This window comes from Crossiella sp. S99.2, from assembly GCF_023094165.1.
In the GTDB taxonomy this organism is placed as follows: domain Bacteria; phylum Actinomycetota; class Actinomycetes; order Mycobacteriales; family Pseudonocardiaceae; genus Crossiella.
Genome location: NZ_JALMDK010000015.1, coordinates 68,355 through 94,732 on the forward strand (window position 1 = coordinate 68,355; position 26,378 = coordinate 94,732).

Genomic DNA, 26,378 nt, shown 5'->3' on the forward strand with positions numbered 1-26,378 from the left:
AGGAAGTGGTGCCACACTGTCGACACCGCAGCGTGTGTTGATCACCGGACTCCACCCCGTAGTCCAGTGGTCGACCCGTTGATCCCGCGAAACGCCAGGGTGCGACAGCGTCCGGCGGACCGCGTCACGTGCCTATTCGGGCACGCCCACAACTCTCGCCCCCTCCAGGAGGGACGCTGTGACAACCGTGGACGACCAGGCCACCGGTCAGCTCACCGATGAGGAGATCTTCTCCGCGCACGAGGCCGGCAAGCTCGCGATCGCCCCGACCGCCTCACTCGCCGACCCGCGTGCGCTGTCCATCGCCTACACGCCGGGGGTGGCCAGGGTCAGCCAGGCCATCGCGGCCGACCCGAGCCTCGCCGCCCGCTACACCTGGACCCACCGGCTGGTGGCCGTGGTGAGCGACGGCACCGCGGTGCTCGGCCTCGGCAACATCGGCCCGCGCGCCTCGCTGCCGGTGATGGAGGGCAAGTCCGCGCTGTTCAAGACCTTCGGCGGACTCGACTCGATCCCGCTGGTGCTGGACACCACCGATGTGGACGAGATCGTGGAGACCCTAGTCCGGCTGCGCCCCTCCTTCGGCGCGGTCAACCTGGAGGACGTGGCCGCACCGCGCTGCTTCGAGCTGGAGGCGCGGCTGATCGAGGCCCTGGACTGCCCGGTCATGCACGACGACCAGCACGGCACCGCGATCATCGTGCTGGCGGCCCTGCGCGGCGCCGCGGCCGCGCTCAAGCGCGAGTTCGCCCCGCTCAAGGTGGTCATCTCCGGCGCGGGCGCGGCCGGTGTGGCCTGCGCGAAGATCCTGCGCGCGGCCGGGGTCGAGGACGTGGTGGTGCTCGACTCCCGCGGCATCATCAGCCAGGGCAGGGACGGGCTCAACCCGATCAAGGCCGAGCTGGCCGGGATCACCAACCCGCGTGGCCTGACCGGTTCGCTGGACGAGGCGCTCAAGGGCGCGGACGTGTTCATCGGGCTGTCCTCGTCCAAGGTCGCGCTGGCGCAGATCCAGCTCATGGCCGCGGACTCCATCGTGTTCGCGCTGTCCAACCCGAACCCGGAGATCCACCCGGAACTGGCCGCCCAGCACGCCGCGGTGGTGGCCACCGGCCGCAGCGACTTCCCGAACCAGATCAACAACGTGCTCGCCTTCCCCGGCGTGTTCCGCGGCGCGCTGGACTGCGGCGCCCGGCGGATCACCGAGAACATGAAGCTGGCCGCGGCCGAGGCCATCTTCCAGGTCGCCGCCGAGGACCTGTCGGTGGACGCGATCGTGCCCAGCGCCCTGGACCCGAGGGTTCCGCTCGAAGTCGCCGCCGCGGTGGCCGAAGCGGCACGCCGGGACGGGGTAGCCTGAAAGGGTCGGGGCACAAGGTTCACCGGGTTACCGAGCGTTCCGGCTACTCAGCGCTAACACTGACCGAGTGAAGGTAGTTCTCCCAGGTTGTGGCGTTTGTCAAGTTGCCACTGAATTGCCAACTCTGGGGGGTGGGCCAACCGGGTCCCACCTACTACCTTCACTCGTTCAGGTAGGCATCCGGGTGGGGGTTGGCGTGGCCACCTCGACTCGGGTGCACTGCTGAGACAGCCGCCGGCCGGGCCACCCTGCGCCGCGGCGGTCGATGCGGAAGGGTGGACATGGTGACCGAGCAGGTCCAGCGGGCGATGCGGGGGCCGCACGTGCTCGAACCCGCGGAGTCCGCTCAGCCATGTCCGGACAACGGCGCCCCGGCCACCGCCGAGGAGATCGACCCGGCCGCCGACACCGGTTCGGTGGAGTCCCTGGAGATCGCTTTCCCGGACGCCGCCGCGCTGCTCTGCGACGCCAACACCTACGTGCTCAAGGCGAACAAGGCCGCCGCCGAACTGGCCGGCGCCACCATGGACGAACTCGTCGGCCTGGAGCTGGGCGCGCTGCTCATCGGCGCCGACCCGGACACCAGGCTGTGCCGCCCGGCCGGTGGCGAGGTGCCGGTGCGGGTGGTCCGGCTGCCCGCGCCCGGCCTTGGCAGGCAGATCGTGCTGCTGGTGGACATCTCCGACCTGGCCAGCGCCGCGCAGGACCTGCGCGAGGAGGAACGTCGGCTCAACGACGTGCAGCGGGTCGCCGGGATCGCCTCCTGGGAGTTCGACCCGGCCACCGGCGAGACCATCTGGTCGGCCAACCACTACGACATCCTCGGCCTGACCCCCGGCACGGTCACCCCGGGCGCGCAGGCCGTGCTGGACGTGGCCCACCCCGAGGACCGGGACCTGATCGCGGCCTACTGGAGCGATCACAAGCACTCCGGCGACGCCATCGACATCGAGTACCGGGTGATCCGCCCGGACGGGGACATCCGGCGCATCCGCGGCGAGGCCAAATCGCACTGCGACGAGCGCGGTGAACTGGTCCGGATCACCGGCTACATCCGGGACATCACCGAGGCGTGGCGGGTGGAGAACGAGCTGGCCAAGGAGCGGGTCCGGCTGCTGGAGGCACAGCGGATCGCGCGGATGGGCAGCTGGACCTACGAGGTCGCCGCGGGCACGATCTACCGCAGCGAGGCGCTGATCGAGCTGTTCGACGAGGTCGGCTCGGTGCCGGACAACGACATCCTCTCCGGCGTGCACCCCGGCGACCTCAAGGCCCTGGCCGATCTGCGAGACCGGCTGCTGGTGGCCGAGCACGGCGAGACCGCCGAGACCGAGTTCCGCGGTGAGCTGGGCGACAAGGTCTACATGCTGCGGGTGCGCGCCGAGCACGGCGAGGACCGCAAGGTGGCCCGGTTGCAGGCCACCGTGCAGAACGTGACCGAGCAGCGCGCGCTGGAACGCCAGCTGCTGCGTGACCGGCGCAGGCTGGACGACGCGCAGCGGGTGTCCCGGCTGGGCACCTGGGAGTGGTACCCGGGCACCGGGGAGACCTCCTGGTCGGAGATGCTCTTCGAGCTGTACGGCGTGCCGCCGGGGCAGCGCACCACCTACCAGGACTACCTCAACCTGGTGCACCCCGAGGACCGGCAGTGGGTGGACGAGCTGTGGCAGCAGCTCGCCGCGGACGAGCAGCCGGTGGAGTGTGAGCACCGGCTGGTGCGCGGGGACGGCGCGGTGCGGGTCTTCCGCTGCCACGGCGCCGCGGTGCTCTCGCCAGAGGGCGTCACGGTGATGGTGGGCACCGCCCAGGACATCACCGAGCAGCGGGTGGTGGAGACCCGGATGCAGCGCTCCAGCCAGCGCTTCGCCGATCTGGTCTCGGTCACCCCGGTGGGCATCGGCATCTTCGACGACAGCGAACGGCTGGTCGACGCCAACGACGCGCTGTGCGAGCTGCTCGGTTTCGACCTGGAGCAGCTGCGCGGGATGACCGCCGAACAGCTCACCCACCCCGACGAGCCCGCCGAGCAGCTCTCGGTCGGCGCGCTGATGGCCGCCGAGGACCAGAAGAACCTCAAGATCCCGCAGCGGGTGCTGCTGCGCTCGGACAACGAGCCGGTCTACTGCGAACTGCACGTGGCGCTGTCCGTGCAGGACGACGGCCGCCGGTTCTCCCTGGTGGTCTTCCAGGACATCACCGAACGCAGGCGCACCGCCGAGGCGCTCAAGCACCAGGCCACCCACGACGACCTGACCGGCCTGCCCAACCGGGCCGCGGTCAAGGAGCTGCTGGCCGGGCTGCTGCACGGCGACCACCCGCACGGGGTCGCGGTGCTGTTCTGCGATATCGACAACTTCAAGCGGGTCAACGACTCCCTCGGCCACGACGCCGGGGACGAGTTGCTGGTGGTGCTGGCCAGGCGGCTGGAGGGCGGCCTGCCCAAGGGCTGCACCGCGGCCCGGCTCTCCGGCGACGAGTACGTGATCATCTGCGAGAACATCGACGAGGTCGGCGGCGTGGACGCGCTGGCCACCAAGGTCTCCAGCCTGCTGCGCACGGTGGTTCCGGTGCACGGCCAGCTGGTCCGGATCTCCGCCTCGATCGGCGCCGCGGTGCCCAACGGCTCCCGCGCCACCGGCGATGACCTGCTGCGCTTCGCCGACGCGGCCATGTTCGAGGCCAAGCGGCGCGGCGCAGGGCGGGTCTCGCTGGCCAGCGCGGCGCTGATGGCCTCGGCGGACTGGCAGGTGCACCTGGAGGGCCAGCTGCGGGACGCGCTGGCCAGGGACGGCCTGGCCCTGCACTTCCAGCCGGTGGTGGACTCCTCCGGCACGATCGTCACCGCCGAGGCGCTGGTCCGCTGGCCGCACCCGGATCGCGGCCTGCTCTCCCCGGATGTGTTCCTGCCGGTGGCCGAACAGGGCGACCTGCTGCGCGAGCTGGACCGCTGGGTGCTGCGCACCGCGTTGAAGGAGGCGGCGAACTGGCCGTCGGCCAACGGCGCCAAGGCCCCCGGCATCGCGGTCAACCTGGCCGGACTGCTGCCAGGTGACCAGGACTTCGTGGACATCGTGGCCACCGCGGTGGCCGAGGCCGGCATCGAGTGGGACCGGGTGATCCTGGAGCTGGTGGAGACCAGCCTGGTCGACCTGCCGTCCAAGACCCGGGTGGTGATGGCCGAGCTGGTCGAGCGCGGGGTCCGCTTCGCCGTGGACGACTTCGGCACCGGCTACTCCTCGCTGGCCCGGCTCAAGGACCTGCCCGCGCAGATCATCAAGGTGGACCGGCGATTCGTCGCCGGGGTCGGCAAGGACCCCTCGGACTTCGCGGTGGCCCGCGCGGTGGTGGACATGGCCCGCGCGATGGGCCGCAGCTGCGTGGCCGAGGGTGTGGAGACCGCGACCCAGTTCAACATCCTGCAGGGGGTCGGCGTGGACGCCTACCAGGGCTGGCTGTTCTCCAGGGCGGTGCCGCCGCGGGAGTTCCGCGCGGTGCTCTCACTGGGGCGGCTGCACGTGCCCAAGGCGGACTCCAGCGGCGTTTAGCCGAGTTGTGCCGCGGCGGTGCGGATCAGCCTGGTCACCGCCTCCGGCCGGGAGACCGGGGCCAGGTGGCCGGTGTCGAGTTCGACTGTGCGCGCGCCCATCCGCTGCGCCACAAAGCGCTGGAGTTCGGGTGCGGTGGTGCGGTCCCGCCGGGACACCGCGTACCAGGACGGCCGGCTCCGCCAGGCCGCGACGCTGGTCCGGCTGGCGAACAGGGTGGCGGCCACCCGGCCCTGCGCGGCGTAGAGAGCGCGGGCCTGGCGGTGTGGCACGTCGACCGCGAAGTCGCGCAGGAAGGCCGTTTCGGTGAGTCGCCGGAAGCCGCCGGACTCGATGATCCCGGCGTTGGCCGGCGGGGTGGGGAAGCGGGCGGCGAGCGCGGCGTAGTCCTCGTTCACCTCGGGGGCGCGGGCCGCCAGGTAGACCAGACCGGCCACGTTGCGGTGCAGCCCGGCCTGGGTGATCACCGCGCCGCCCCAGGAATGCCCGGCCAGCACGGCCGGTCCGGGCAGCTCGTCGAGCACTCGGTTGGTCGCGGCCACGTCCTCGGCCAGCGAGGTGAGCGGGTTCTGCACCGAGATCACCCGCAGCCCGGCGTCCTGGAGGCCCTCGATGACCGCGGCGAAGCAGGAGCCGTCGGCGTAGGCGCCGTGCACCAGCACCACGTCCCGCACGCCGCGCGGGGTGGCCTGAGCGGCGGGCAGGCCGGTCATCGAGGTCAGCGCCGCGCCCGCGCCCAGCACGGTGAACGCCCTTCTACTGATCATGTCCTGAAGCTAGTCCGGGAATCCGCACCGCCGGACAGGCTGTGCGGTCCTGTCAGCGATCGGTAAGAACTTCGGCGCCCAGTGCGGTGAACAGCTCGGCGAGCTGGTGCCGGGGCAGGTCGATCAGGCGGGCGCTGAGGTCGAGGTCCGGGAGAAGTTCGGTGATCCGGGCGCGGGCCTCGTTCTTGGTCAGGCCGGTCCTGGTGAGCGCCTCGCGCCAGATGTTGCCGGGTTTGCCGTGCGCGCGGTCCACCAGGGCACGCTGGATCTGTTGCGACTCAGGGGTTTCGTCGATCCGGTCGGCGACGATCACCGCGGACTTCGGGTCCGGGTTGCTACGCAGGAAACGCAGTTTGTATTTACTGGCAACGAGATCCGCCAGTCCGCGCTGGCCGCGCTCGCTGGTGATGTCGGGGTGGTTGTTGTCCACCAGCAGCAGCACCCGGTCAGCGGAGATGGCCAGCAGGTGCCGCAACGCCCACGGGCCGGGGTCGGCGGTGGTGTCCAGCGCGACCGCGCCGCGGGCGGTCACCGGGGCAGCCCAACCTGGTTGGCGCACAACGACTTCCAGGCCGTCCTTGGCGGCGAGTTCGCGCAGTGGGCCGATCCGGTCGGTCGTGCCGGCCTCGATGGACTGCGGGCCGTGGGTGTAGATCCCGGTGCTGGCAACGGTTTTCTTGGCCTTGGCGGTCGGGCGGCAGACGTAGAGCGAACTGGCGCTGCCCACCGCCTGCGCGCCGAGGTACCGGTCGAAGTCGGGCAGCAGCGCCTCGAAGACCAGGCCGAGTTTCAGTAGTTCCTGCTGCACCTTCCAGCCGAGGGCGGGACTGCGCTCGCTGAAGCCGTAGGCGAGGTGGATCCGTCCGGTGGCCGGATCACGCAACGATTCCACCGCGCGGGTGGCGAACAGGCCGATGCCCTCGGGGGTGTAGGGCGGGTCGGTGAAAACCAGGTCGGCCCAGCCAGTGGCCGAGGGCGGGAAACCGAAGCGCAGGTCGGCGTGCAGGCAGCGGATCCGGTGCCCGCGTGCGCGGGCGGTGGCGTCGATGTGCGCGAGCAGGCGTTCGTCCAGGTCGACCACGGTGATCTGCAGGTCCGGGCGTACCGCGGCCAGTGCCAGCGAGGTCAGGTCATGATCTCCCAGGCACAGCACCTGCGCGCCGGAGAGGTCATAGGTGCGCTCCAGCCACAGCGCGCGGCGCAGCACCGACTCCGGGGTGGCCGGGACGTGGTCCAGTGCGGGCAGCGGCGGCGGGTTGGCGTCGATATCGGCTCGGATGGTGGACAACGCGGCTGTGTGCTGGCTCACAGCATCCGCGAGCGGATCTGCCGGTCCGGGGATTTCGTCCAGCTCGAACGCGCTGCGGTAGGCCGCGGCCCTGGCCGGCCGGATGCGGTGCCGATCGCCCTGGCTCTCCAGGTCCGGCCCAAGCAGCGCCAGCAGCTCCTCCACCGACCGGCGCGGGGCGGCTGGCCTGCGGATCAACTCGGCCAGCGGGTGCCAATCACCGGCCAGCAGGGCGAGCACGCGGCGTAGCCGGCGGGCGGCCGGACCGGCCGCGGACAGGTGGGCAGCGAGCGGGTCCAGCGGCGCGTCGACGGTCACAAAACGTTTACTGTAAAGGGCTGGCCACTGGGTGTTGACCTCGCCGTTGTCAGTCCATCGGACTAAGGTCGATTGCTCAGGCGGCGGCCGGCCAGTGGCCGTCACGACCTTAAGGGGGCTCGCGTGATCGAGTTCCAGGCCGTGACCAAACGCTTCGATGACGGCACGGTCGCCGTCGACGAGCTGACCCTTTCCGTGGAGGCGGGCACGATCACCGTGTTCGTCGGGCCGTCCGGCTGCGGGAAGACCACCTCACTGCGGATGGTCAACCGGATGGTGGAACCCACCGGTGGCACCATCCTGGTGAACGGGAAGGACATCCGGGACTCCGATCCGGCGCTGCTGCGCCGCGGCATCGGCTATGTGATCCAGCAGGCCGGGCTGTTCCCGCACCGCAGCGTGCTGGACAACATCGCCACCGTGCCACTGCTGTCCGGCTGGACCCGGCGCAAGGCCCGCGCTCGCGCGGCCGAGCTGCTGGAGACCGTCGGACTGCCGGTGGAACTGGGCAAGCGGTACCCGGCCCAACTCTCCGGCGGGCAGCAGCAGCGGGTCGGAGTGGCCCGCGCGCTGGCCGCCGATCCGCCGGTGCTGCTCATGGACGAGCCGTTCAGCGCGGTGGATCCCGTTGTGCGCGAAGGACTTCAGGACGAACTGCTGCGGTTGCAGGCCGAACTGGACAAGACCATCGTCTTCGTCACCCACGATATCGACGAGGCGGTCCGGATCGGCGAGAAGATCGCGGTGTTCCGGCAGGGCGGCGTGCTCGCCCAGTACGCCACCCCGGCGGAGCTGCTGACCAGGCCCGCCAACGATTTCGTGGCCAACTTCGTCGGCAAGGACCGCGGCTACCGCGGACTGTCCTTTGTGGCCGACGGCGAGCTGGACCTGCGGCCGGTGGACACCGTGCAGGTCGGCGCGCAACGGCAGGCCGGCACCGGTTGGACACTGGCCCTGGACGCGGACAACCACCCGCGCGGCTGGCTGCCGCCGGAGTCCATCGCGGACGGTCAGGTGGCGGAAAGCTCGCTGGTACCGGGTGGTTCGCTGCACGTGCGCGGCACCGCGCTGCGTGGCGCGCTGGACGCGGCGCTGTCCTCCCCGGCCGGGCTCGGCGTGGTGGTGGACGAGGGCGGCGGGTACACCGGCGTGGTCACCGCGCAGCAGGTGCTCGACCTGCTGGAGCACCGCCGCGAGCAGGAGACGGGCAGGGTCTGAGGGTGTTCGACGACCTCGCCAAGTACCTCGGCAACCCGCGCAACGTCGGCGCGGTGCTGGACGGGCTGCTCCAGCACGTCTACCTGTCGCTGGCGCCGGTGCTGATCGGGCTGCTGCTGGCGATCCCGCTGGGCTGGCTGGCCCAGCGCACCCGGTGGCTGCGCACGGTTTTCCTGGGCACCGCCAACATCGTCTACACCATCCCGTCGCTGGCGCTGTTCGTGGTGATCCCCGGCCTGCTGGGCACCCGGATCACCGATCCGCTCAACGTGGTGGTGGCGCTGACCGTGTACACCACCGCGCTGCTGGTGCGTCCGGTGATCGACGCGCTGGACTCGCTGCCCAGCCCGGTGCTGGCCGCGGCCACCGCGATCGGGTTCAAGCCGGCGCACCGGTTTTTCGTGGTCGACCTGCCGCTGTCGATCCCAGTGCTCACCGCCGGGGTGCGGGTGGCCGCGGTGAGCAACATCAGCCTGGTCAGCGTGGGCGCGCTGATCGGCACCGGCGGGCTGGGCGTGCTGTTCACCTCCGGCTTCGGCATCCAGTACCTGCCGCCGATCATCGTCGGCATCGTGCTCACCCTGCTGCTGGCCGCGCTGGTGGACCTGACCCTGGTCGCGCTGCGCCGCCTGCTCACCCCGTGGACCCGCCTGGGCACCGGAGGCGCGCCGTGATCCAGCAACTCTTCGCCTGGCTGGCCGATCCGGCGCACTGGCAGGGCCCCGACGGCCTGCCGACCCGGCTGGCCGAGCACCTGTACTACACGCTGATCGCGGTCTTCGGCGCCGCGGCCATCGGCATCCCGCTGGGCTTGTTCGTCGGGCACACCGGGCGCGGCGGGCTGGTGCTGGTCGGCGCGTCCAACGCGATGCGCGCGCTGCCCACTCTGGGCCTGGTCACCTTCCTGTTCCTGCTCGGCGGCGGTTCCCAGGTCTCCACCCTGATCGCGCTGATCGTGCTCGCGGTGCCGCCGATCCTGGCCGGCACCTACGCCGGCGTGCAGGACACCGACGCCGGGGTGGTCGACGCCGCCCGTGGCATGGGCATGACCGGCTGGCAACGGCTCTGGCAGGTCGAGGTGCCCAACGCGCTGCCGCTGCTGCTCGGCGGCCTGCGCAACGCCATGCTGCAGGTGGTGGCCACCGCGGCGGTGGCGGCCTATGTGGGCCTTGGCGGGCTGGGCCGGGTGCTGCTGGACGGCATGCGGATCTATGACTATCCCAAGGTGGTGGCGGGCGCGTTCGCGGTGGCGCTGCTCGCGGTGACGCTGGACCTGCTGCTCGCGGGTCTGCAGCGGATCGTGGTGCCGCGTGGGCTGCGGGTGGCCGCGCGAGCGGCGGCAATGGCTCGCGGCGCCACCCGGGTGCGGGTGAAACCCAACGGGCACAACAACTTGGCCAAGATCGAGACCCGGGCCTCGGAGTCCGGTGTTGCTGGAGGGACAAAGTCATGAAGCGGAATCTGGCGGCCGTGGCCGTGCTGGTCGTGGCCGCGGTGAGCGCCTGCGGGGCGCCCTCGGACCCGCTCAAGAACGGCGCGCCGGTCACCGACAAGACCATCCACATCGGCTCGGTGGACTTCCCGGAGAACAAGCTGCTGGCCGAGATCTACGCCGCGGTGCTCGACGCCGCCGGGGCCGAGGTCAAGGTGGCCAGCCCGGTCTCGGCGCGTGAGGTCGTGCTCAAGGGCCTCAAGGACGGCTCGTTCACCCTGGTGCCCGACTACAGCGGAAACCTGTTGCAGGCACTGGATTCCGGCAACACCGCGACCAAGTCCGAGGACATCTTCGCCGCGCTCAAGACCAAGGTCGGCCCGGACCTGGAGGTGCTGGAGCCTGCGCCGGGCGAGGACAAGGACGTGCTGGTGGTGACCCAGCAGGCGGCCCAGCAGTTCGGGCTGAAGTCCATGGCCGACCTGGGGCCGAAGTGCGCGCAGCTCACCCTGGCCGCGGCCGGTGAGTGGAAGACCCGCTGGGAAGCCAAGATCAAGCAGCTCTACGGCTGCACCTTCAAGGAGATCCGCTCCACCGACGCCGGTGGCCCGGTCACCCTGGACGCGATCAAGTCCGGTTCGGCGCAGGTGGCGAACCTGTTCACCACCGCATCGGCGATCGGCACCAACAACTTCGTGCAGCTGGCCGACCCGAAGAACATGTACCCGGCGCAGAACATCATCCCGCTGTTCAAGTCCGGCAAGCTGACCGACGCCGCCAAGCTGGCGCTCAACCAGATCTCCAAGAAGATCACCACCGAGAAGCTGGCCGCCGCGGTCAAGCGGATCGAGGTCGACAAGGAGAACCCGGTCGACGTGGCCTCGGACTTCGTCAAGCAGAACGCCTGACCCGCCGACTTGGGCCAACTCGTACGCCCGGTTGGGCCAACTTGGCGTACCAGTTGGGCCAACTCGACGGGCAAGGCTTAGCGGCCGGGCTGACCGCCGATCCTGGCGGTCAGCCCGGCCGCGCTTTGCACTGCCTCGGCGGCGAGTTCGGGCCAGTCCTGGCCGCATTCCTGCTCGCACTCGTGCCGGACGGTCAGGCTGATCGCGGCCACCGGCCGGCCGCTGTGGTCGAAGACCGGCACCGCGACCGAGGCGAAGCCCGGCGTGACGTGGCCGTCCTCCACCGACCAGCCGCGCTGCCGTTCGGCGGTGAGCAGCCTGCGCAGCGCGGGCAGGTCGCGCGGGCCGCGGCCGGTGCGGTCCACGAACGCCCGCGCGGACGGGAACAGCGCCCGGACCTGGGCGGCGGGCAGGCCGCTGAGGACGGCCCGGCCGGAGGCGGTGAGCTGGGCAGGCAGCCGCACGCCGACGTCGGTGACCAGGGTCTGCGGGCGATGCGGCTGTTCCTTGAGCAGGTAGAGGGCTTCCGCGCCGTGCAGCACGCCCAGGTGCGCGGTGGTCTCCACCCGGTCCACCAGGCGTCGCAGCAGGGGCCGGGCCAGCCGTTCCAGGGGGTCGTGGCGCAGGTAGGCCGAGCCCAGCTCGAAGGTGGCCACGCCGAGGCCGTAGCGGCGCTCCTCGGTCAAGTGGGTGACAAAACCGGCCTCGACCAGCTCGGTGAGCAGGTGGTAGGTGGTCGAGCGGGGCAGCTCCAGCTCACGGGCGATGGCGGCCGCGGAGATCGGGCCCGCGCGCCCGGCCAGCAGCCGCAGCACGGCCAGGCCGCGGCGCAGCGCGGGGACGTCGCTGCTCTCGCCCACTCGCACGCTCCTCAAGACGTCTGGGATCCCAGACAGTGTCACCCCAACCGGGATAGCCGTGCCAGCCGGTCACAGGTTCTGATGGGCACATGCAGCAACCGGTACCCGTCGGCTTGAAGCCGCTCTCCCGTGAGCAGGTCGTCGCGGTGGCCCGCGGCGGCGCGGCCGTGGAGATCACCACGGAGGCCCAGGAGGCCATGGCGGCCACCAGGGCGCACATCGAGGCCCTGGCCGAGGCGACCACGCCCACCTACGGCGTGTCCACCGGCTTCGGCGCGCTCGCCGTCCGGCACATCCCGCCGGAGAAACGCGCCCAGCTGCAGCGTTCGCTGGTCCGCTCGCACGCCGCGGGCACCGGGCCGGAGGTCGAGGCCGAGGTGGTGCGCGCGCTGATGCTGCTCCGGCTGCGCACGCTGACCAGCGGGCACACCGGCATCCGGCCGCGCACCGCGGCCACCATGGCCGCGCTGCTCAACGCCGGACTGGTGCCGGTGGTGCACGAGTACGGCTCGCTGGGCTGCTCCGGCGACCTCGCGCCGCTGTCCGCGGTGGCGCTGGCGCTGATGGGGGAGGGGCAGGTCCGGGACGAGTCCGGGCTGCTGCGCCCCACCGCCGAGGCCATGCGCGAGCACCGGATCGAACCGGTGCAGCTGGCCGAGAAGGAAGGCCTGGCGCTGATCAACGGCACCGACGGCATGCTCGGCATGCTGGTCATGGCCGCCGCCGACCTGCACCGGCTGCTCGACCTGGCCGATGTCACCGCGGCGATGAGCGTGGAGGCGCTGCTGGGCACCGACCGGCCCTTCGCACCCGAACTCCAGGCGCTGCGCCCGCACCCGGGTCAGGCCCGCTCGGCCGCCCGGATGTTCGCCGCGCTGGCCGGCTCGCCGATCGTGGCCAGCCACCGCGGCCCGGACTGCACCCGGGTGCAGGACGCCTACTCGCTGCGCTGCTCCCCGCAGGTGCACGGCGCGGCCAGGGACACCCTGGCCTACGTGGAGACCGTGGCCGACCGGGAACTGGCCGCCGCGGTGGACAACCCGGTGGTGCTCGCCGACGGCCGGGTGGAGTCCAACGGCAACTTCCACGGCGCGCCGGTGGCCTACGCGCTGGACTTCCTGGCCATCCCGATCGCCGACGTGGCCAGCATCGCCGAACGCCGCACCGACCGGATGCTGGACGTGGCCCGCTCGCACGGCCTGCCGCCGTTCCTGGCCGACGACCCCGGCGTGGACTCCGGCCACATGATCGCCCAGTACACCCAGGCCGCGCTGGTCTCCGAGCTGAAGCGGCTGGCCAACCCGGCCTCGGTCGACTCCATCCCCAGCTCGGCCATGCAGGAGGACCACGTGTCCATGGGCTGGTCCGCCGCGCGCAAGCTGCGCAAGTCGGTGGACGGGCTGACCACCGTGCTGGCCATCGAACTGCTCACCGCGGCCCGCGCGCTGGACCTGCGCGCCCCGCTCGAACCGGCCCCGGCCACCGCCGCCGCGCTGCGCGTGCTCCGCGAGCACGTCGCCGGTCCGGGCCCCGACCGCCACCTGGCCCCGGAGATCGCCGCCGCCGAACGCGTGGTGCGTTCCGGCGAGCTGCACGCCGCGGTCGAGCCATACCTCGAAGCTGTCAATGGGAGGGTGAAGTGAGTACCGCAGGCCCCCGTCCGGTGCGCGCCGCGCGCGGAACCGAACTGACCGCGCGTGACTGGTCCACCGAGGCCGCACTGCGCATGTTCCACAACAACCTCGACCCCGAGGTCGCCGAACGCCCGGACGACCTGGTCGTCTACGGCGGCACCGGCAAGGCCGCCAGGGACTGGAACAGCTTCGACGCGATCAGCCGCGAGCTGACCACGCTGGCCCCGGACGAGACGCTGCTGGTGCAGTCCGGCCGCCCGGTCGGCGTGATGCGCACGCACGAGTGGGCGCCGCGGGTGCTCATCGCCAACTCCAACCTGGTCGGCGACTGGGCCACCTGGCCGGAATTCCGGCGGCTGGAACAGCTCGGGCTCACCATGTACGGCCAGATGACCGCGGGCTCCTGGATCTACATCGGCACCCAGGGCATCCTGCAGGGCACCTACGAGACCTTCGCCGCGGTGGCCAACAAGCGCTTCGGCGGCACCCTGGCCGGCACCCTCACCCTCACCGGCGGCCTCGGCGGCATGGGTGGCGCCCAGCCACTGGCGGTCACCATGAACGAGGGCGTCGCGCTGTGCGTGGAGGTCGACCCCGACCGCGCCCGCCGCCGCCTGGAACACCGCTACCTGGACGAGATCGCCGACGACCTCGACGACGCGGTCGAGCGCTGCCTGGCCGCCAAGCGGGAGCGGCGCGCGCTGTCCGTGGCGGTCATTGGCAACGCCGCCGAGGTCTTCCCCGAGCTGCTGCGCCGGGGCGTGGACATCGACGTGGTCACCGACCAGACCTCCGCGCACGACCCGCTGGCCTACCTGCCCAAGGGCGTGGCCCTGGCCGACTGGCACGACTACGCGGCCAAGAAGCCGGATGAGTTCACCGACCGGTCCCGGGAGTCGATGGCCGAGCAGGTGGAGGCCATGGTCGGGTTCATGGACCGCGGCGCCGAGGTCTTCGACTACGGCAACTCCATCCGCGGCGAGGCCAAACTCGGCGGCTACGAGCGGGCCTTCGACTTCCCCGGCTTCGTGCCCGCCTACATCCGGCCGCTGTTCTGCGAGGGCAAGGGCCCGTTCCGCTGGGCCGCGCTCTCCGGCGACCCCAAGGACATCGCGGCCACCGACCGCGCCATCCTGGAACTGTTCCCGGAGAACAAGCAGCTGCACCGGTGGATCACCATGGCCCAGGAGCGGGTCGAGTTCCAGGGCCTGCCCGCCCGGATCTGCTGGCTCGGCTACGGCGAACGCCACCTGGCCGGCCTGAAGTTCAACGAGATGGTGGCCAGCGGCGAACTCTCCGCGCCCATCGTCATCGGCCGGGACCACCTGGACTGCGGCTCGGTCGCCTCCCCGTACCGGGAGACCGAGGCGATGGCCGACGGCTCCGACGCCATCGCGGACTGGCCCCTGCTCAACGCCTTGATCAACACCGCCAGCGGCGCCACCTGGGTGTCCATCCACCACGGCGGCGGCGTGGGCATCGGCCGCTCCATCCACGCCGGCCAGGTCACCGTCGCCGACGGCACCGCACTGGCCGCGCAGAAGCTCGAACGCGTGCTGACCAACGACCCCGCCATGGGCGTCATCCGCCACGTCGACGCCGGGTACTCCCGGGCCGACGAGGTTGCGGCAGAACGCGGTGTGCGGGTGCCCATGGAAGGAAGCTCCCACGCCCGGCACCCTGGGCAGGCTGGCTGACAGTGACCGGCTGCGCGGTGGTCCAGGCATATCGGTACGCGCTTGACCCGACCCCTGAACAGGAACGCACTCTGCGGTCGCACTGTGGTGCGCAACGGTATGCGTTCAACTGGGGACTGCGTCTGGTGCGCGCGAACCTGGATCAGCGCGCGGCCGAGCGCTCCTACGGCATCACCGGTGCCGGTCTCACCCCTTCGCTGAACTGGTCTGCCTACGGCCTGCGCAAGACCTGGAACCAGCGCAAGGAAGAGGTGGCACCGTGGTGGTCGGAGAACTCCAAAGAGGCATACAGCTCAGGACTGGCGAACCTGGCGAATGCGCTGCGGAACTGGAACGACTCACGTACCGGTAAGCGTGCTGGCCGAGTAGTCCGGTTTCCCCGGTTCAAGAGCAAGCGGGCAGCTGGTTCATGCCGGTTCTCCACGGGTGCGTTCGGCCTGGTCGAAGATGATCGGCGACACGTGCGACTGCCCCGAATCGGCACCGTGCGAACTCACGAGAGCACCCGCAAGCTCTTTCGCCACCTCCAGCGCGGCACTGCGCGAGTTCGGTCTGCCACGGTGGCACATCGGCTCGGTCGATGGCAGATGTCCTTCTCGGTGGAGATCACCCGGGTGGACCTCGCACCAACCCGGCCAGCCGGGGTGGTGGGCATTGATCTCGGTGTGCGGTACCTGGCGGTGCTGTCCACCGGGGAAATGGTGCCCAACCCTCGCCCGCTGGAGACCGCGTTGCCCCGGCTGCGCCGGTTGCAGCGGAGAATGACCCGACGCAGCGGCCCTGACCGGCGGACGGGACGACTGCCCTCAAGGCGATGGCTCCGGGCCAGAGCCCGGATCTCAGCCCTGCACCTCAGGATCCGCAACATCCGGCACGATGGGCTGCACAAGTTGACCACCCGGTTGGTGCGCACCTTCGGCACCGTGGTGATCGAGGACCTCAACGTGTCAGGGATGCTGGGCAACCGCAGATTGTCCCGGCGTGTCGCTGATGTCGGCATGGCCGAGTTCCGGCGGCAGATCGAGTACAAGGCTGCCTGGTCAGGCGTGCGCGTGCAGCTCGCTGACCGGTGGTTTCCATCCTCCAGGACATGTTCGGGTTGTGGCGTGGTGAGAACCAAGCTTCGTCTGTCCGAACGTACTTTTGATTGCGAACACTGCGGCGTCGTGATGGACCGCGATCACAACGCGGCCAGGAACCTGGCCGCGTTGGCTGGCGCGCAGGCAGCTGACACGTCCTCCCTGAGTCGCAGGGCGACGGAAAACGGGCCCGCTGGAAACCCACGTCAGACCTGCATCGCGCGGGCAACGGGTAATGCCACGGGAAGCCCCATGAGGGCAACGCGGCGCCGCGAGGCGATGGCTCAGGACACGTTTTCAGACGTCTCCCGAACGGTATCGGAGTAGGTATGAGCACTGCGACGGGGTTGCTGTCGGACATCAGCGGCGTCGGGGCCGACCGCCAGCGCGGCGGGTACTCCCGGCACGGGTTCGACGTGGTGGAACTGGAACTGCGTGAGTGGTTCATCGCCGAGGCCGGTAAACGCGGCCTGACGGTGGAGAACGACCGCAACGGCAACCTGTGGGCCTGGTGGGGTGCGCCCGGCAAGGACGCGGTCATCACCGGCAGCCACCTCGACTCAGTGCCCGGCGGCGGCGCCTTTGACGGCCCGCTCGGCGTGGTCTCCGCGCTGGCCGCGGTGGATGTGTTGCAGGCCAGGGGTTTCCAGCCGCGGCGGCCGTTCGCGGTGACCGTGTTCGCCGAGGAGGAGGGCGGGCGGTTCGGCGTGCCCTGCCTCGGCTCCCGGCTGATGGCGGGCAGCATCGACCCGGACGCGGCGCGGCGGCTCACCGATCTCAACGGGATCACCCTGGCCGACGCGGTGGACGCGGCCGGGTTCGACCCGGCCCGGCTCGGGCCGGACCCGGAGGCGCTGGCCGGCATCGGCTGCTTCGTCGAACTGCATGTGGAGCAGGGCAAGGGCCTGGTCGACCTGGACGCGCCGGTCGGGGTGGCCAGCTCGATCCTGGCGCACGGCCGCTGGCGGTTCCGGTTCACCGGCGAGGGCAACCACGCCGGGGCCACCCTGATCGGCGACCGCACCGACCCGATGCTGCCCGCCGCCCAGCTGGTGCTGGCCGCGCGGGCCGCGGCGCGCGCGGTGGACGGGGCTCGGGCCACGGTGGGCAAGCTCATCCCGAATCCGGGCGGCACCAACGTGATCGCCTCCGCGGTGGACGTGTGGCTGGACGCGCGGGCGGCCACCGATGAGGTCACCCGCAACGTGGTCGCCGAGATCACCGCCGCGGCCAGGGACGCCGCCGAGGCCGAGGGCTGCGCGGTCGCGGTGACCGAGGAGTCCTACGGCGATACGGTGATCTTCGACCCGGCGCTGCGCGACCAGCTCGCCGCCCAGCTCGGCGGGGTGCCCGCACTGCCCACCGGGGCCGGGCACGACGCCGGGATCCTGGCCGCCAAGGTGCCCACCGCGATGCTGTTCGTGCGCAACCCCACCGGCATCAGCCACGCCCCGGCCGAACACGCCGAACCGGCCGACTGCGAGGCCGGGGTCACCGCACTGGCCCACGTCGTGGAACAGCTGACCCGATGAGCACCTACTGGTGCGAACAGGCCTGGCTGCCCGGCGGGGTGACCAGCGGTGTGCTGATCCGCGCCGAGGACGGCGTGTTCACCGAGGTGTCCACAGTGGACAGTCCGCCGCTGGGTGCCCGGCGGTTGCCGGGGGTGGTGCTGCCCGGGTTCGCCAACGCGCACTCGCACGCCTTCCACCGGGCGCTGCGCGGGCGCACGCACGGCGACGGCGGCACCTTCTGGACCTGGCGGGAGGGCATGTACGCGCTGGCCGCCAAGCTCAACCCGGACAACTACCGGCGGCTGGCCCGCGCGGTGTACGCCGAGATGGCGCTGTCCGGGGTGACCGCGGTCGGCGAGTTCCACTACGTGCACCACGCCCCCGGCGGCCAGCCCTACCGCGACCCCAACGCGATGGGCGAGGCCCTGCGCCAGGCCGCCGCCGAGGCCGGTGTCCGGCTCACCCTGCTGGACACCTGCTACCTGTCCGCGGGCTTCGGCGCTCCGCTTGCCCCGGAACAACTCCGCTTCGGCGACGGCGACGCGGCGAGCTGGGCCACCCGGGTCGCCGCCATGCCGGATGACCACAACACTCGGATCGGCGCGGCCATCCACTCGGTCCGCGCGGTGCCCCGCGACCAGCTCGCCGACGTGGTCGCGGGCGCGGCGGGCCGTCCGCTGCACGTGCACCTGTCCGAACAGCCCGCGGAGAACGAGGCCTGCCAGGCCGCGCACGGCCTGACCCCGACCGAACTCCTCCACTCGGCGGGCGCGCTGTCCCCGCACACCACCGCGGTGCACGCCACCCACCTGACCCCCGGCGACATCGCGCTGCTCGGCGAAACCGGCACCGGCTCCTGCTTCTGCCCGACCACCGAGGCCGACCTCGCCGACGGCATCGGCCCGGCCCGGGAACTGGCCGACGCGGGCAGCCCGCTTTCCCTGGGCAGCGACCAGCACGCGGTCAACGACCCGATCCTGGAGGCCAGGGCGCTGGAGCACCACGAACGCCTGCGCACCGGCCAGCGCGGCCGGTTCACCCCGGTCGAACTGCTCAAGGCGTCCACAGTGGACGGTCACCGGGCACTGGGCTGGCCGGACGCGGGCCAGCTCGCGGTCGGCCAGCGGGCCGATCTGGTGGCGCTGCGGCTGGACTCGGTGCGCACGGCGGGCTGCCGTCCGGACCAGGTGCTGCTGGCGGCCACCGCGTCCGATGTGGACAGTGTGGTCAACGGCGGCCAGATGGTCGTCCGGCATGGTGAACACGTCCGGCTCGGCCCGGTGGGACCGTTGCTGGCCAAGGCGATCAACGAGGTGTGGGCATGACCGTCCTGATCACCGGCATCGGTGAGCTGACCACCAACGACCCCGAACTGGGCCAGCTCGGCAACGCCGCCCTGGTGCTCGACGGCGACCGGGTGGCCTGGGCAGGCCCGGCCGATCGCGCGCCGGATGCGGACAACCTGGTCGACGTCGAGGGCCGGGCCGTGCTGCCCGGCTGGGTGGACAGCCACACCCACCTGCTCTTCGCCGGCGACCGCACCGCCGAGTTCACCGCCCGGATGGCCGGTCAGCCTTACAAAGCGGGCGGTATCGCGGTCACCGTCAACGCCACCCGCGAGGCCACCGACACCGAGCTGATCGAGGGCCTGCGCCACCACCTCGCCGAGGCGGTCGCCCAGGGCACCACCTACCTGGAAACCAAAACCGGCTACGGCCTCAACACCGAACACGAACTCCGCTCCGCCCGGATCGCCGCCGAGCTGGCCGACGAGGTCACCTTCCTGGGCGCGCACCTGGTGCCGCCGGGCTGGGACGCCGACGACTACGTGGACCTGGTCTGCGGCGAGATGCTGGACGCGGTGGCCCCGCACGTCCGCTGGGCCGACGTCTTCTGCGAAACCGGCGCCTTCGACGAAGACCAGTCCCGCGCTGTGCTGAAAGCCGCCGCCGCCAGGGGCCTGGGCCTGCGAGTGCACGGCAACCAGCTCGGCTACGGCCCCGGCGTCCGGCTGGCGGTGGAACTCGGCGCCGCCAGCGTCGACCACTGCACCCACCTCACCCCCAGCGACATCGACGCCCTGGCCAACTCCGACACGGTCGCCACCCTGCTCCCCGCCTGCGATCTCTCCACTCGCCAGCCCCTGCCCGAGGCCCGCAAGCTCGTGGACGCCGGCGCCACCATCGCGCTGGCCTCCAACTGCAACCCCGGCTCCAGCTACACCTCCTCGATGGCCTTCTGCGTGACCACCGCGGTGCTCCAGATGCGCCTCACGGTCGAGGAAGCGGTGCGGGCGGCCACCTGGGGCGGGGCGCGGGCGCTGGGGCGGGAGAGCGGGGATGGGGCGGTCGGGGTGTTGCAGCCGGGGGCGCGGGCGGATGTGCACGTGCTGAACGCGCCGTCGGCGACGCACCTGGCTTATCGGCCGGGGGTGCCGCTGACTCACTCGGTGTGGCGGTCCGGGTTGCGGGTCAAGTAGCCCCAGGTTCCCGGCAGACCCTCGATCCGGCCTTCGACCTCGCGGGGTGGCGGCTGCACGATCCAGCCCTCGGGCCAGTGTTCGTCGGTGCCGACCCGAGCACGGGCCAGGTTGAGATCGACCTGGCCCGGCACCGGGGCGTCGAAGAGCGCGGGCACCGTGAAGACCGCCCCCAGGAAACTGGCGACCGCGGGGAACTTCGCGTAGTCGAAGTGGACCGGCCCGAGGAAACGCGCCTCATCGAAGAGAGCGCGGGCGAGAGTGACATCGCCGAACTCGGCCCTGCCGGTGAACTTCGCGCCGGAGAAGTCGCTGAACAGGGGAACCTCGGTTCCCGAGAAGTCCGCGACACCTCGGAACTCGGTGTCGCGGAAGTGCACGATGTCCACCACGCACTGGCTCAGGGTGAAGTCCAGCAGGACCGCGCCGCTGAGGTCGAGGGTGATGTCCGGCCAGAACTGCGCGGTTGCCCGCAGCAGGTGCCAGGCCAGGATCCGCTGTGCGGTGAGCCGGACCTGACGCTCTTCCTCCCCGCTCTCGTACGGCATCCGCAGGTACGCGCAGAACAGGTTCACCACCGTCTGCCGATGATCCGGATTGCCCTCGCCCAGCCGCTCCAGCGCGTACAACCCCGCCAGCCGTACCGGCGCCTTGTCCGACCCCAGCTGATCCGCCGCTTTCGTGTACAGCTCAGTGATCCGCTTCTCCGCCGCGTCATGCCGGACGTCCGCCGCCACCTGCTCCTTCTGCACCAGATCCGTGTTCTGCAACCCCAGCCCGATCTCGGTCGCCCGCTGCCGCCGCACCGCCAGCAACAACGCCAGCGCCGCCCCCACCCCCGCCGAGGTGGTCAGCCCGGTCCGGATCGCCTCGATCTGCGCCTTGGTCGCCTCCGGCTCCGGCAACCCACCCGCCGCCCGCCACAACCAGCTCCCGATCCCCAGCCCCGCCAGCACGACCACCGCCGCCGACACGGCAACCCACCACCAGGGCAACGGCGTCAACGGCACCCGCGGAGCAGTCATCCACCGATGGTCCCAGCTCGCCGGGTGATCTTGGCTTTCGGTTGGTTTTCCCCCTGTTTCGGTTGACTGCTCGTGGTTTTCCCACCTACACCAAGGAGAAATTCCATGAGGTCGCTGAAGTCCATCCTCCTGGTCGGCGCGCTGGCCATCGGGCTGCCGTTGGGCACCGCATCGGTCGCCATGGCGGACGAGGCCGCGAAGCCGGGCAAGCCGGGAGTGATCTCGTTCGGGGCCGCCGCCCTCGCGGAGACCGCGGACCAGGCCATCCGACTGGCGCAGGACGGGGTGGACCGGGGTATCGCCGAGCACGAGAAGCGGACCGGGACTACCTGCAAGAAGCTGGGCGGGCTGGTCTCGGTGGAGAAGAAGTCGGAGACGCTCTACCTGGGGTCCGCCTACGTCAAGGCCGCCTGCCGCAAGGGCTGAGGGCCGGGGCCGGGCGGGGTGGTCAGCCCTGCCCGGCCGGCTGGGGGGACGCGGTGCGGTGCGGGGCCGCCTGATCCGGTAGCCACAGCACGAAGGTGCAGCCCTGGCCGGGGACGCTGTGCACGGTGACGCGGCCGTCGTGGCCCTCCATGATCTGCCGCACGATCGCCAGGCCCAGTCCGCTGTGGCCGTTGTGCGCGGCGTGTTCGCCTGCCTGCCAGAACCGGTCGAACACCCGGGGCTGGTCGTCCGGGCGGATGCCGGGGCCCTCGTCGTGCACCGCGATCCAGCACCAGCCGTCGCCGCGGCCGGTGGCCAGCCGCACCGCGCTGCCCGCGGGGGCGAAGCGCAGTGCGTTGCTCAACAGGTTGGCGGTGGCGCGTTTCAGCGCGTCGCGGTCGCCGATCACCCGCAGCCCTGGGGTCAGCTCGCGGGTGAGGGCGAGGCCGGCCTCGGTGGCGAGCTGGTCGTGTTCGGCGGCGGATTCCTCGGCCAGCGCGGCGAGGTCGGACTCGGTCTCGGCGAAGGCCGGCGCGTCCCGGCGGCCGGTGGCCAGCAGGTCCTCGACCAGGCCGCTCATCCGCAGCACCGCTCGGCGCACCACCTCACCCGCCTGGTCGCGTTCGGACACCGTCGCGTCCGGGCGGGTGAGCACCGCGTCCACGTTGGCCTGGATGATCGCCAGTGGGTTGCGCAGTTCGTGCGAGGCGTCGCCGAGCAGGCGGCGCTGGTCGGCGAAGGCGGTGTCCAGCCGGGCCAGCATGTCGTCGATGGTGTCGGCCAGGCCGCGCAGTTCGTCAGGGGGACCGTCCAGGGCGATCCGGCGGGACAGGTCGGTGGCGCCGATCTCCCTGGCGCGCTGGGTGATCCGGCGGATCGGGCGCAGTGCGCGCCCGGCCTGCCACCAGCCGATGAGCAGGCTCAGCAGGAACAGCGCGGACAGCGCGATCGCGGAGTACCGGCCGAGCAGGGCGATCGCCTGGTACTGGATCTTGCGCTCGAAGCTCTCCACCGCATTCTGCTTCTCCACTGTCCAGGAGGTCGCGCCGCCCCCGACGTCATGGATGAACACCTTGAGCCTCTCCTGCTCCACCGGCGGGGCGGTCTCCAGCGTGTACAGCACGCCGAGGTAGATCGAGGTGATCACCAGCGCGCCCAGCACGAACACCCAGGCCGAGTAGGACACGGTGAGCCGGAACCGGATCGTGGTCAGCCAGCGGCGCGCGCTCACCGCTCCACCAGCCGGTAGCCGCGGCCGATCACGGTCTCGATCGGCGCCGCCGCACCGGGGCTGGACACCTTGCGCCGCAACGTGCCCACGGTCACCCGCACGGTCTCGGTGAACGGGTTGGCGAACTCGTCCCACACGTGTTCGAGCAGTTCCTCGGCCGGGACCAGCCTGCCGGGCCTGGACATCAGGTAGCGCAGCACGCCGAATTCCTTGCGGGTCAACGTGATCGGCACCCCGCCCCGGGACACCTCGCCACTGGCCGGATCCAGTTCCAGCCCGCAGGCGCGCAGCACCGGCTCCCCGGTGTCCCCGTCCCGGCGCAGCAGCGCGCGCAGCCGGGCCAGCAACTCGGCCAGCGCGAACGGCTTGACCAGGTAGTCGTCCGCGCCGTGGTCGAGGCCGCGCACCCGGTCGGCCAGGCTGGCGCGGGCGGTGAGCATCAGGATGCGCACTCCGCTGACCGAGCGGATCCGGCGGCACAGCAGCAGCCCGTCCCCGTCCGGCAGGTTCAGGTCCAGCACCACCAGGTCGTAGGCGTGCACCCCGAACTTGGCCAGCGCCTCGGCGCCGGTGGCCGCGGTGTCCACCGCGTACCCGGCGTGGCTCAGGCCGGTGCGCAGCGCACTGGCCAGGTCCGCCTCGTCCTCCACGATCAGCAGTCGCACCCCGCCGACGGTATCCCGCCCGCACACCCGGGTCCGGCCACGCTTTCGGTGGATTTTCGGCCGCGGACTCAGCCCTCGGTCAGCCGGTACGCGCCGCGGGCGATCCCGGCCAGCACCGCGGTGGTGGTGTCCTCGGCGTCCAGCGGTCCGGAGTCGACCACATGCCGCTCCAGCTCGCCCAGCCCGCTGAACTGCTTGTACAGCGACCGGATCGGCGCCACCTCGGTCAGCGCCCCCGGCCCGCGGTCCACCGCCCGGCCGATGGTGATCGCCTCGTTGGGCCGCAGCACCACGTAGTGCACGGCGAACCCGCCGCCCGCCTTGCGGAAGACGTCCAGGAACCACGGGCCGATCACGCCGTCCACCACCACGTCGTAGCCACCGGCGGCGTAGCCGAAGGCGGCGGTGGCCAGCACGTCCACCACGATCTCGTTCTGCCGCTGGGCCTCGGGCAGGTAGGGCGCGATCAGGCCGCGCCGGATGCAGCTGTAGAAGTCGTCGGTACGCAGGTGCACGCTGGGCGACAGCTCATCGGCCAGCAACCGCGCCACCGTGCTCTTGCCCGCCCCCGGCGGGCCGGTGAGCACGATGACCTGTCCTGGTGACACGGGCTCGCTCATGCCGTCGATGATGGCCCAGGGACCGGAAATGCGCTGCCGCGCGCGCGAGAGCGGCGTAGGTTCGGCCGCATGGAGTATGTGAAGCTGGGGGCCACCGGGCTGGATGTCTCCCGGATCTGCCTGGGCTGCATGAGCTACGGCGTGCCCGAGCGCGGCACCCACCCGTGGTCGCTGACCGAGGAGCAGAGCAGGCCGTTCCTCAAGCGGGCGGTCGAGCTGGGGATCAACTTCTTCGACACCGCGAACGCCTACAGCGACGGCACCAGTGAGGAAATCGTCGGCAAGCTGCTCGGCGAGTACGGGCGGCGGGACGAGATCGTGCTGGCCACCAAGGTGCACCTGCCGATGGGGGAGGGGCCGAACCGGCGCGGACTGTCCCGCAAGGCGATCTTCGCCGAGGTGGACAACAGCCTGCGCCGGCTGGGCACCGACTACATCGACCTGTACCAGATCCACCGCTTCGACCGGCACACCCCGATCGAGGAGACCCTGGAAGCCCTGCACGACGTGGTGAAGTCGGGCCGGGTCCGCTACCTGGGCGCCTCCTCGATGCACGCCTACCAGTTCGCGAAAATGCAGTACCTGGCCGACCTCAACGGCTGGACCCGGTTCGTCTCCATGCAGAACCACTACAACCTGATCTACCGCGAGGAAGAGCGCGAGATGCTGCCCTTCTGCGCGGAGGAGGGCATCGGCGTCATCCCGTGGAGCCCGCTGGCCCGCGGCCGCCTCACCCGCGACTGGGACGAGGCCACCGCCCGCGCCGAGTCCGACGCCTTCGGCAAAACGCTCTACCAGGACAGCGACCGGGTCGTGGTGGACGCGGTGGCGGCGGTGGCCGCCGAACGCGGGGTGCCCAGGGCCCAGGTCGGCCTGGCCTGGCTGCTGCACAACCCCGCGGTGACCGCCCCCATCGTGGGCGCCACCAAGATGTCGCACCTGGACGACGCGGTCGCCGCGGTCGGGCTTGAGCTGACTGATGAGGAGATCGCCCGGTTGGAAGCGCCCTACACGCCGCACGCCGTGTCGGGGTTCTGAGGCAGCACGCCGAACCGCCCGGCCGGGTCCAGTCGCGCCTTCAGCTCGTGCAGGCGGCGTGGGTAGCGGGCCTCGGCCGGGTCGGTGAGGAAGTTGCGGAAGCGGTCCCCGCTGGTCCACGGGGTCAGCGCGGCGAACAGCGTCTCGTGCGCGGCGGCCGTGTCCGGCTCCGGGCGCAGGGTGGTGATGGTGGCCAGGTACTTCGCGTCCCGGCCGCTGACCGCGTTGCGGCCCGGGCCGGCCAGCGCACCGCCCAGGTGGCGGAGTTCGACGATGTGCGGGCCGTCGGGGGTGTGCGCGAGCAGGCGGCGGGTGGTGAGGGCGTCGGCGTCGCGGAGCAGGCGGTTGGTGGAGTGGTACGGGGCCGGGGTGGTGGGGTCGTTGTAGATCGTGCCGACCTCGGTCAGCTTCATCGGGCCGAGGGTGTCCAGGAATGGGCCGAGGGCGCGTAGCGGGGCCACCAGGTCATCGGCGGCGGGGCCCGCCTGGATGATCCGGATGTGCGCGACCCGGCGGCCGCGGAGCAGTTCGGGCACGCCGGGGAAGTCCGGGAACGGGATGACCGCGATCGAGCTGGTCAGGGTGTCCGGGAGGGTCGGGGTCCACTCGGTCCACACTCGCAGGGCCTCGGGGATCAGCTCGGCGTCGAAGAACAACCCGCCCGCCCACAGCTCGGGCATCGGGACCAGGTCGAAGGTCAACTCGGTGACGATGCCCAGGGTCGCGCCGCCACCGAGCAGGCCCCAGAACAGGTCCGAGCCGGGGACTGCCCGCTGGAGTTCGCCGTCGGCGGTGACCACCTCCAGCGCGCGCACCCGGTCAGCGGCCCAGCCGAAGGCGCGGCCGAACAGGCTCAGGCCGCCGCCCACGGTGTAGCCGAGCACGCCGACGTGCGGGGTGCTGCCCAGCAGCGGGACCAGGCCGTGCGGAGCCGCGGCTTCCAGGACCTCGCCCCAGCGCACCCCGGCGGCCACCCTGGCGGTGCGTGCGACCGGGTCGATGGTCAGCTCGCGCATCCGGTGGGTGGTGATCAGCACGCCGGGCTCGCCCGCGGGCGGCAGGCCGTGGCCGGTGGACTGGACCGCGACCGGCAGGTTCCGCTCGGCGGCCAGCCGGACCGCGGCCTGTACGTCAGCGGCGGAGGTGGCGCCGACGACCAGGGCCGGGCGGTAGCTGGAGTTGGTCTGGAAGGCGGCGCGTTCGGTGTCGTAGCCGGGGGAGTGCGGTTCGAAGGTCAACATGCGGCCCACGTTAGGAGCCGTTCCGGACAGCTT

Annotated in this window: 22 protein-coding genes; 14 read left to right on the plus strand and 8 right to left on the minus strand. The window is 71.5% G+C overall.

Going from position 1 to position 26,378, the window contains the following annotated elements:
• Positions 1-178 precede the first annotated feature (178 nt).
• A complete protein-coding gene (locus MZC64_RS39450; protein WP_247764202.1) occupies positions 179-1,360 on the plus strand; it encodes an NADP-dependent malic enzyme in 1,182 nt (393 codons plus the stop codon).
• 308 nt (positions 1,361-1,668) lie between these two features.
• The gene (locus MZC64_RS39455; RefSeq protein WP_282106643.1) at positions 1,669-4,905 is read left to right on the plus strand and encodes an EAL domain-containing protein; all 3,237 of its coding nucleotides are present in this window, start codon (positions 1,669-1,671) and stop codon (positions 4,903-4,905) included.
• On the opposite strand, the gene MZC64_RS39460 is transcribed toward MZC64_RS39455, so the two are convergent.
• Together MZC64_RS39460 and MZC64_RS39465 are read right to left on the minus strand one after the other, a co-directional pair.
• Positions 4,902-5,672, minus strand: coding sequence for an alpha/beta fold hydrolase (locus MZC64_RS39460; RefSeq protein ID WP_247764200.1), 771 nt, complete (start codon positions 5,670-5,672; stop codon positions 4,902-4,904). The two genes, MZC64_RS39455 and MZC64_RS39460, sit on opposite strands and share 4 nt — an antisense overlap.
• A 52-nt stretch (positions 5,673-5,724) precedes the next feature.
• Positions 5,725-7,278: a bis-aminopropyl spermidine synthase family protein gene (locus tag MZC64_RS39465; RefSeq protein WP_247764199.1), complete on the minus strand. Its 1,554-nt coding sequence runs from the start codon at positions 7,276-7,278 to the stop codon at positions 5,725-5,727.
• A gap of 123 nt (positions 7,279-7,401) precedes the next feature.
• Here MZC64_RS39465 and MZC64_RS39470 point away from each other — a divergent pair, with 123 nt between their 5' ends.
• The 4 genes from MZC64_RS39470 to MZC64_RS39485 are packed head-to-tail and all read left to right on the plus strand — an operon-like array spanning position 7,402 to position 10,836.
• Positions 7,402-8,496, plus strand: a complete 1,095-nt coding sequence (locus MZC64_RS39470; protein WP_247764198.1) for an ABC transporter ATP-binding protein — start codon at positions 7,402-7,404, stop codon at positions 8,494-8,496.
• Entirely contained in the window at positions 8,493-9,170 is a 678-nt protein-coding gene (locus MZC64_RS39475; RefSeq protein ID WP_374205859.1) for an ABC transporter permease, read from the plus strand. The genes MZC64_RS39470 and MZC64_RS39475 overlap by 4 nt, the downstream gene beginning before the upstream one ends.
• The gene (locus MZC64_RS39480) at positions 9,167-9,949 is read left to right on the plus strand and encodes an ABC transporter permease subunit (RefSeq protein WP_247764197.1); all 783 of its coding nucleotides are present in this window, start codon (positions 9,167-9,169) and stop codon (positions 9,947-9,949) included. Before MZC64_RS39475 ends, MZC64_RS39480 begins: the two co-directional genes overlap by 4 nt.
• Positions 9,946-10,836: an ABC transporter substrate-binding protein gene (locus tag MZC64_RS39485; RefSeq protein WP_247764196.1), complete on the plus strand. Its 891-nt coding sequence runs from the start codon at positions 9,946-9,948 to the stop codon at positions 10,834-10,836. The genes MZC64_RS39480 and MZC64_RS39485 overlap by 4 nt, the downstream gene beginning before the upstream one ends.
• A 77-nt stretch (positions 10,837-10,913) precedes the next feature.
• Here MZC64_RS39485 and MZC64_RS39490 read toward each other — a convergent pair whose 3' ends face one another.
• Positions 10,914-11,696, minus strand: a complete 783-nt coding sequence (locus MZC64_RS39490) for an IclR family transcriptional regulator (protein ID WP_247764195.1) — start codon at positions 11,694-11,696, stop codon at positions 10,914-10,916.
• 89 nt (positions 11,697-11,785) lie between these two features.
• Here MZC64_RS39490 and hutH point away from each other — a divergent pair, with 89 nt between their 5' ends.
• The 6 genes from hutH to hutI are packed head-to-tail and all read left to right on the plus strand — an operon-like array spanning position 11,786 to position 20,099.
• A complete protein-coding gene (gene hutH / locus MZC64_RS39495) occupies positions 11,786-13,339 on the plus strand; it encodes a histidine ammonia-lyase (protein ID WP_247764194.1) in 1,554 nt (517 codons plus the stop codon).
• Positions 13,336-15,027 (plus strand): urocanate hydratase, encoded by a 1,692-nt coding sequence (hutU, locus tag MZC64_RS39500; RefSeq protein WP_247764193.1) that lies wholly within the window; start codon positions 13,336-13,338, stop codon positions 15,025-15,027. Before hutH ends, hutU begins: the two co-directional genes overlap by 4 nt.
• Before the next feature lie 2 nt (positions 15,028-15,029).
• Positions 15,030-16,433, plus strand: coding sequence for an IS607 family element RNA-guided endonuclease TnpB (gene tnpB / locus MZC64_RS39505; protein WP_247797778.1), 1,404 nt, complete (start codon positions 15,030-15,032; stop codon positions 16,431-16,433).
• Between the two features lie 2 nt (positions 16,434-16,435).
• On the plus strand, positions 16,436-17,638 hold the full coding sequence (locus tag MZC64_RS39510; protein WP_247764192.1) for an allantoate amidohydrolase: 1,203 nt from the start codon (positions 16,436-16,438) through the stop codon (positions 17,636-17,638).
• Positions 17,635-18,945, plus strand: a complete 1,311-nt coding sequence (locus MZC64_RS39515; RefSeq protein WP_247764191.1) for a formimidoylglutamate deiminase — start codon at positions 17,635-17,637, stop codon at positions 18,943-18,945. The genes MZC64_RS39510 and MZC64_RS39515 overlap by 4 nt, the downstream gene beginning before the upstream one ends.
• Positions 18,942-20,099, plus strand: coding sequence for an imidazolonepropionase (gene hutI, locus MZC64_RS39520; protein WP_247764190.1), 1,158 nt, complete (start codon positions 18,942-18,944; stop codon positions 20,097-20,099). Before MZC64_RS39515 ends, hutI begins: the two co-directional genes overlap by 4 nt.
• Here hutI and MZC64_RS39525 read toward each other — a convergent pair.
• On the minus strand, positions 20,063-21,124 hold the full coding sequence (locus tag MZC64_RS39525) for a pentapeptide repeat-containing protein (protein ID WP_247764189.1): 1,062 nt from the start codon (positions 21,122-21,124) through the stop codon (positions 20,063-20,065). The two genes, hutI and MZC64_RS39525, sit on opposite strands and share 37 nt — an antisense overlap.
• 105 nt (positions 21,125-21,229) lie before the next feature.
• Here MZC64_RS39525 and MZC64_RS39530 point away from each other — a divergent pair, with 105 nt between their 5' ends.
• On the plus strand, positions 21,230-21,550 hold the full coding sequence (locus tag MZC64_RS39530; RefSeq protein WP_247764188.1) for a hypothetical protein: 321 nt from the start codon (positions 21,230-21,232) through the stop codon (positions 21,548-21,550).
• Positions 21,551-21,572: 22 nt separating this feature from the next.
• Here the strand turns inward: MZC64_RS39530 and MZC64_RS39535 are convergent, their stop codons facing one another.
• The 3 genes from MZC64_RS39535 to MZC64_RS39545 all read right to left on the minus strand — a co-directional run bounded on the left by MZC64_RS39535 (position 21,573) and on the right by MZC64_RS39545 (position 24,066).
• A complete protein-coding gene (locus tag MZC64_RS39535; RefSeq protein ID WP_247764187.1) occupies positions 21,573-22,781 on the minus strand; it encodes a HAMP domain-containing sensor histidine kinase in 1,209 nt (402 codons plus the stop codon).
• Positions 22,778-23,446 (minus strand): response regulator transcription factor, encoded by a 669-nt coding sequence (locus MZC64_RS39540; RefSeq protein ID WP_247764186.1) that lies wholly within the window; start codon positions 23,444-23,446, stop codon positions 22,778-22,780. Before MZC64_RS39540 ends, MZC64_RS39535 begins: the two co-directional genes overlap by 4 nt.
• A 68-nt stretch (positions 23,447-23,514) precedes the next feature.
• Positions 23,515-24,066: an AAA family ATPase gene (locus tag MZC64_RS39545; RefSeq protein ID WP_247764185.1), complete on the minus strand. Its 552-nt coding sequence runs from the start codon at positions 24,064-24,066 to the stop codon at positions 23,515-23,517.
• A gap of 69 nt (positions 24,067-24,135) precedes the next feature.
• On the opposite strand from MZC64_RS39545, the gene MZC64_RS39550 reads away from it, so the two are divergent.
• Entirely contained in the window at positions 24,136-25,104 is a 969-nt protein-coding gene (locus MZC64_RS39550) for an aldo/keto reductase (protein WP_247764184.1), read from the plus strand.
• On the opposite strand, the gene MZC64_RS39555 is transcribed toward MZC64_RS39550, so the two are convergent.
• Positions 25,074-26,345, minus strand: a complete 1,272-nt coding sequence (locus MZC64_RS39555; protein WP_247764183.1) for an FAD-binding oxidoreductase — start codon at positions 26,343-26,345, stop codon at positions 25,074-25,076. The genes MZC64_RS39550 and MZC64_RS39555 overlap by 31 nt on opposite strands.
• Between the last annotated feature and the right edge of the window lie 33 nt (positions 26,346-26,378).

What these genes read in the sequence shown, in the direction of transcription:
- MZC64_RS39455 (WP_282106643.1), top strand. Translation starts at nt 1,669, where the DNA reads ATGCGGGGGCCGCACGTGCTCGAACCCGCGGAGTCCGCTCAGCCATGT.
- MZC64_RS39460 (WP_247764200.1), bottom strand. Translation starts at nt 5,672, where the DNA reads ATGATCAGTAGAAGGGCGTTCACCGTGCTGGGCGCGGGCGCGGCGCTG.
- MZC64_RS39485 (WP_247764196.1), top strand. Translation starts at nt 9,946, where the DNA reads ATGAAGCGGAATCTGGCGGCCGTGGCCGTGCTGGTCGTGGCCGCGGTG.
- hutH (WP_247764194.1), top strand. Translation starts at nt 11,786, where the DNA reads ATGCAGCAACCGGTACCCGTCGGCTTGAAGCCGCTCTCCCGTGAGCAG.
- MZC64_RS39510 (WP_247764192.1), top strand. Translation starts at nt 16,436, where the DNA reads ATGAGCACTGCGACGGGGTTGCTGTCGGACATCAGCGGCGTCGGGGCC.
- MZC64_RS39515 (WP_247764191.1), top strand. Translation starts at nt 17,635, where the DNA reads ATGAGCACCTACTGGTGCGAACAGGCCTGGCTGCCCGGCGGGGTGACC.
- hutI (WP_247764190.1), top strand. Translation starts at nt 18,942, where the DNA reads ATGACCGTCCTGATCACCGGCATCGGTGAGCTGACCACCAACGACCCC.
- MZC64_RS39525 (WP_247764189.1), bottom strand. Translation starts at nt 21,124, where the DNA reads ATGACTGCTCCGCGGGTGCCGTTGACGCCGTTGCCCTGGTGGTGGGTT.
- MZC64_RS39530 (WP_247764188.1), top strand. Translation starts at nt 21,230, where the DNA reads ATGAGGTCGCTGAAGTCCATCCTCCTGGTCGGCGCGCTGGCCATCGGG.
- MZC64_RS39545 (WP_247764185.1), bottom strand. Translation starts at nt 24,066, where the DNA reads ATGAGCGAGCCCGTGTCACCAGGACAGGTCATCGTGCTCACCGGCCCG.
- MZC64_RS39550 (WP_247764184.1), top strand. Translation starts at nt 24,136, where the DNA reads ATGGAGTATGTGAAGCTGGGGGCCACCGGGCTGGATGTCTCCCGGATC.
- MZC64_RS39555 (WP_247764183.1), bottom strand. Translation starts at nt 26,345, where the DNA reads ATGTTGACCTTCGAACCGCACTCCCCCGGCTACGACACCGAACGCGCC.